At 53.1% G+C, this 4,463-nt stretch carries 8 protein-coding genes and 1 pseudogene; 3 read left to right on the top strand and 6 right to left on the bottom strand.

The window, feature by feature from the left end; genetic code table 11:
- Positions 1-250 (bottom strand): annotated as a pseudogene (locus H8Q75_RS02940) (FKBP-type peptidyl-prolyl cis-trans isomerase); the annotation flags it as partial.
- The gene (locus H8Q75_RS02935) at positions 244-564 is read right to left on the bottom strand and encodes a phasin family protein (protein ID WP_024124115.1); all 321 of its coding nucleotides are present in this window, start codon (positions 562-564) and stop codon (positions 244-246) included. The pseudogene H8Q75_RS02940 and the gene H8Q75_RS02935, both read right to left, overlap by 7 nt.
- 120 nt (positions 565-684) lie before the next feature.
- Here H8Q75_RS02935 and secG point away from each other — a divergent pair, with 120 nt between their 5' ends.
- Together secG and H8Q75_RS02925 are read left to right on the top strand one after the other, a co-directional pair.
- Positions 685-918, top strand: a complete 234-nt coding sequence (gene secG, locus H8Q75_RS02930; protein WP_024124116.1) for a preprotein translocase subunit SecG — start codon at positions 685-687, stop codon at positions 916-918.
- Positions 919-928: 10 nt separating this feature from the next.
- Entirely contained in the window at positions 929-1,426 is a 498-nt protein-coding gene (locus H8Q75_RS02925) for a GNAT family N-acetyltransferase (RefSeq protein ID WP_024124117.1), read from the top strand.
- Here the strand turns inward: H8Q75_RS02925 and H8Q75_RS02920 are convergent.
- The 4 genes from H8Q75_RS02920 to H8Q75_RS02905 all read right to left on the bottom strand — a co-directional run bounded on the left by H8Q75_RS02920 (position 1,410) and on the right by H8Q75_RS02905 (position 3,482).
- Positions 1,410-1,706, bottom strand: coding sequence for a hypothetical protein (locus H8Q75_RS02920; protein ID WP_051372753.1), 297 nt, complete (start codon positions 1,704-1,706; stop codon positions 1,410-1,412). The genes H8Q75_RS02925 and H8Q75_RS02920 overlap by 17 nt on opposite strands.
- Positions 1,707-1,709: 3 nt before the next feature.
- Positions 1,710-1,970, bottom strand: a complete 261-nt coding sequence (locus H8Q75_RS02915) for a hypothetical protein (RefSeq protein WP_051372754.1) — start codon at positions 1,968-1,970, stop codon at positions 1,710-1,712.
- A gap of 69 nt (positions 1,971-2,039) precedes the next feature.
- Complete coding sequence (locus tag H8Q75_RS02910; RefSeq protein ID WP_297040354.1) at positions 2,040-2,795, bottom strand: serine/threonine-protein kinase; 756 nt, start codon at positions 2,793-2,795, stop codon at positions 2,040-2,042.
- A 36-nt stretch (positions 2,796-2,831) separates the two neighbouring features.
- On the bottom strand, positions 2,832-3,482 hold the full coding sequence (locus tag H8Q75_RS02905; RefSeq protein WP_024124118.1) for a hypothetical protein: 651 nt from the start codon (positions 3,480-3,482) through the stop codon (positions 2,832-2,834).
- 495 nt (positions 3,483-3,977) lie between these two features.
- Here H8Q75_RS02905 and H8Q75_RS02900 point away from each other — a divergent pair.
- Positions 3,978-4,463 (top strand): squalene/phytoene synthase family protein (locus tag H8Q75_RS02900; protein ID WP_297040352.1); only part of this gene is annotated, 486 nt, incomplete at its 3' end.

Here is a 4,463-nt window from a genome sequence, read left to right as displayed (position 1 = left end):
TTCCTGTGTAGTGCACCGTGACGCGATCGCCCGCTTGAGGCTGTGCCCCTGAGCCGACAACAATATCTTCGTATTGCAAACCTGAAGCGGTAGTCACCACCTTTGAATTCCCCATAAGTCCTGCAGCCTCCGCTGACGCTTCCAGCGGCACACCGGCGATCGCTATTGGAGCGGCCACCAACCATACCACTACTAGGACAATACCACAGAGGAGCCAGCCGCAGGCTCGATGTACCCGTTGTTTTACCATGAACGATTTTTTAACTCCCTAAGGTCACGTTCTAGGCGATCAATGCGTCCCCGCAGTTCATCAATTTCTGACTGTTGTGGCACCCCCAAGCCCTCTAAAAACTGGCGCGTTTGTCGTTGCACCGCTGCATCGAGGGAGGCGGCATCTTCTTTGAGGTGGGTCAGGACTTCATCCACCATTGCCTTGGCTTGATCGGCATTGAGGCGTCCCTCTTTCACCCATTGGTTGCTCACTTGACGTAACTTTTCGGCCACAAGGGAGGTGGTGCCGACACCAATTAAAAGCAATTGCTGAAGCAGATTTTGCTGGTTCATGGGGCACGTTCAAAACGCCTATCTTGTATTGTGCCACTGGTTCTTGGGGTTGCGGTAAGATGGAAAAGAGGTCAAATTGGATAGATTTTGTATAGATTCGCATCGCCAGCGAGGTGGAGGATGATTGAAAAAATTGCCATGGGTCTGTGGGCATTTTCAGCCGTCGGCCTGATTGTATTGGTCTTGCTCCACAGTCCGAAGGGGGATGGCCTCGGTGCTATTGGCGGTCAAGCTCAGCTGTTTACCAGCACCAAAAGTGCAGAAACCACATTAAACCGTGCCACGTGGACATTGACAGTGTTGTTTATGGCCCTCACGATTGCCCTCAGTGCCGGTTGGCTGCGCTCGATTTAGTTGAGGCGACGTGTCTTTCTCCTTTGCGATTCGTCCAGCGACGCCGGAGGATGTTCCCATCCTCTTCCAACTGATTCAAGCCCTTGCCGCCTATGAAAAACTCAGTCATGCAGTCAGCGGTACAGAGGAGGCGCTGCGGGAGCATTTATTTGGCGATCGCCCCTATGCCGAGGTACTCCTTGCCCATAGCCCTACAGAAATCATTGGCTACGCTCTCTTTTTTACCACCTATTCCACGTTCCTGACCCGCCCCGGCCTTTGGCTAGAGGATTTGTTTGTCCTCTCTGCCTATCGGCGCCAAGGGGTAGGCACTGCTTTACTGAAGGCATTGGTACGCCTGGCCAGGGATCGCGACTATGGCCGTATCGAGTGGACCGTCTTGGACTGGAATACCCCTGCCATTCAATTCTACGAGCGCCTGGGTGCCACTGTTCTACCTGAGTGGCGTATCTGCCGCCTGAGTGATGATGTCCTCAAGCACTTCGGAAGTCCTAACGAGCCTGGGTGAGCGGTCGCCCCAGATAGCGGCCAAGGGTGTAGGCCAACCATTCCAAATCTCTTGAGGTCACGTTAGGGGCCTTTTCGCTGAGTTCAATGCTTTGGCTGCCGGCACGAATCACCAGTTTGCTCGACAGCTCTTGGCGATTGCCCTCCAGATCGCGGTACGTACGGCAGGGCTGAAATTCAATCTGTTCAATCAATTCAAGGGGGAGAATTTTGGGGTCACGCCAGCGGTAACCAAGGATATATTCGTAGCAACGCAAATCCCTACGGGTAACGATCAGCACCTGCTATCCCAATAGCATGTAAAGAATACCGCCAATGAGGCCTAAACCAACCACAAGGTGACCCGTGGCAAAAACAGCCATCAGCCACATCAGCCAATTGCCAGAAGCAATTGCTATGCTGTACCAGAACACTAAAAAAACATTCCAAACCACTGCAAAGAAGAATAGATTGCCATCGAATCCAGCAGGGGGAATTTGTACCAGCAGTCCTTGGGGGGTTTCCCTCACCCGTAGGCGGGAACCGCAGGGGGGTGTTTTTGTCATGAGCGACGCATCGTTGGGTGACCTGTCCAATTGCTTTAGGGCTTGGCGAGCAGCGGTAGCAGAGCCAAATCACTCCTCAAGGGCGGGGGCGACCATTTTTTCAAGCCAGCGGATAAAAGGGGGACTCAAGGACACCAAAGGTTGAAACTGAACCCGCAGTTCTTTTTGGGGCAGCTGATCGGGGGGAGTGCCGGTTGCTAAATAGATGAGTGTCATTCCCAAGGCGTAGAGGTCGCTAGCGGGTAAGGTTTTACCGCCGAATTGTTCCGGGGGCATATAGCCATAGGTGCCAACCACGGTTTGGGCGCGGCTTGCTGTTGCTGTTTGTACTGCGCCAAAATCCACAAGATAGACCTTGCCCAGATCATGACCAGAGCGATCGCCCAAGAGAACATTTGTCGGCTTAATGTCGCGGTGAATGACGGGTGGTTGACGGCTATGGAGATAGATCAAAATATCCAGCAGGCGGTCAGCCAAAAGCCGCAAATCCTCTTCACTAAACACCCGTCCCTCTGCTTGCCATGTGGCGAGGGATTTTGCCTCAATGTAGGTTTGGACGAGGGCAAAGCCCTTGAGATCAGGGGTATTGATTTCAAAATAGTCGAGATAGCGGGGAATAGCCGGGTGATCCAAGGTTTGCAGGACAGCCACCTCCCGTTCAAAGACCTTAAAGTCATCCCATGTCATACCGCCGCCAAAAAGCAGCAGCTGGAGCACCACCTGTTCATAGCGGTACCGATCCAACGCCAGATAAGTCCGCCGCCCCAGATGACACCCCAGTTCGCGTAGGAGTTCATAGCGATCGCCGAGAATTTGACCAATCATCTCCGCGGCATCTTTTTCTTGGTGGTCAACCCTATTCTAGCGAGTGAGTTGCTGAAGGATCTCTGGGGCAATTTCTGCGAGCACTTTGAGGGCCTTGAGGCTGCCTTGAATCAAGTGTGCCGCCCCAAGGGGGTTGCGGAGCATGGCGGTAGCCAGTGCCCCCGGCCGCAAACTCCCCTGCGAATCATAGGCTTGACTCAGGTCGGGTAGGTCGCGATCGCCCCCGTCACTGATCACCCGCACCATCACCACCGGTATCCCCGCTAAAGCCCTCAGCAGCGGTACCCCCTCCATATCCACCACCTCCACCCCCCAGCGAGCCGCAAGGGCTTGTTTTTTCTGAGCCTTAGAAAGGATTTTTGCCGTTGTGATGCCTTTGACCCGTCGCCACGAAGGCTCCAATTTCCCGAATAATCTCTGGTCTAAAGAATACATCTGCCCTGCCTCATCCTGACAAGTGGTGTAGACAACCACTTCACCGACGCGATCATTAGGACGTAAGCCGCCACAGACCCCCAAGATAAGAACCATAGCAGGGGATTCCCTGAGGGCCTCAATCAATCCTGGTGTAGTCACTGCGGCCGCCCCTGCTCGTATGGGAATCATCACCTCCTTGGAGGACTTTAGCCCCCGTTGTACGGCTTGATATTCTGCCCCTTGGGGCACAAGGACAAGGCATGGAGTCATTGTTCTCTGATGGGTTTTCTTATGGGGAGTACTGCTGCTGCCCTGTTAACACCACCCGCCACGCTGGGAGTAGACATTTTCAAGTTCACTAACGGCTTCACTTTTGATAGGCCGATCGCGGGCAATTTAGAAACTGACCAATGGAAAGAGTGTCACACTCAAGCGTCCGCTATGGTAGACAGGAGGCATTTTCCGCCAAATCTGATACCGTTGTTAATTGTTGAAGCTATGTTATTGTTCTGGCAAATTGTGAGCTATCCCCGATTCTCCCTCAGGCAAGCTGGGCAACTGTCACAGGCCACCTAGACAAACAAAAAATGAGTATGATAACTATAGACTTTGCTCAATTGTTATTTGTGGAAGTCGTCCCCTGCTGGGTTGCGATCGCGAGGCCTCTTCGGAGAATCGTGAATTGACTGCCCGAGAGCGTTGGCCCGAGGAACGGTCAAGGATTGACTCAACGATCGATCAATGCGTGTAGGAGTGAACCCCCCTATGATTCAAATGGTGCTGGAGAACCCAGTTTCCGTCAAGGATGCTGAGCGCTTTTGCCAAGAGATACTCCCCCAAGTCTCACGCACATTTGCCCTCAGTATTCGTTTCCTCCCCGGAAACTTGGGTCGGGCGGTTCTTGTGGCCTATCTTATCTGTCGCATTGCCGATACCGTTGAGGATGATCCGGTTGCCAGTATTGCCGCCAAAACAGCCCTATTGGATCACCTACTGGAGTGTTTTGACAGCCCCGCCCTGGCCAATAGCTATGGTGAAACGGCACGGGGGGTTCAAGGGGAGCCAGCCCATGTGCAACTGGTGAAACATACGGGACTCGTCTTTGCCCTCTACCGTTCTTTACCCCGTACGTCCCAACAGCACGTCCAACGCTGGGTCAGCGAAATGGTGCATGGGATGAAAAAGTTTATTAACCTCTATCCCAACGGCATTCGCATTCAGACCCTCGATGAATATAAGGAGTACTGTTAC

The sequence above is a fragment of the Thermosynechococcus sp. OHK43 genome (genome assembly GCF_014466085.1).
Classification (GTDB): domain Bacteria; phylum Cyanobacteriota; class Cyanobacteriia; order Thermosynechococcales; family Thermosynechococcaceae; genus Thermosynechococcus.
Note: the sequence above shows the minus strand (reverse complement) of the source record. Positions and strands in the feature narration are given on the sequence as shown.

Bases quoted from the DNA above. Each gene is read 5' to 3' on its own strand.
- H8Q75_RS02935 (WP_024124115.1), bottom strand. From the start codon at position 564: ATGAACCAGCAAAATCTGCTTCAGCAATTGCTTTTAATTGGTGTCGGC.
- secG (WP_024124116.1), top strand. From the start codon at position 685: ATGATTGAAAAAATTGCCATGGGTCTGTGGGCATTTTCAGCCGTCGGC.
- H8Q75_RS02905 (WP_024124118.1), bottom strand. From the start codon at position 3,482: ATGACTCCATGCCTTGTCCTTGTGCCCCAAGGGGCAGAATATCAAGCC.
- H8Q75_RS02910 (WP_297040354.1), bottom strand. From the start codon at position 2,795: ATGATTGGTCAAATTCTCGGCGATCGCTATGAACTCCTACGCGAACTG.
- H8Q75_RS02915 (WP_051372754.1), bottom strand. From the start codon at position 1,970: ATGACAAAAACACCCCCCTGCGGTTCCCGCCTACGGGTGAGGGAAACC.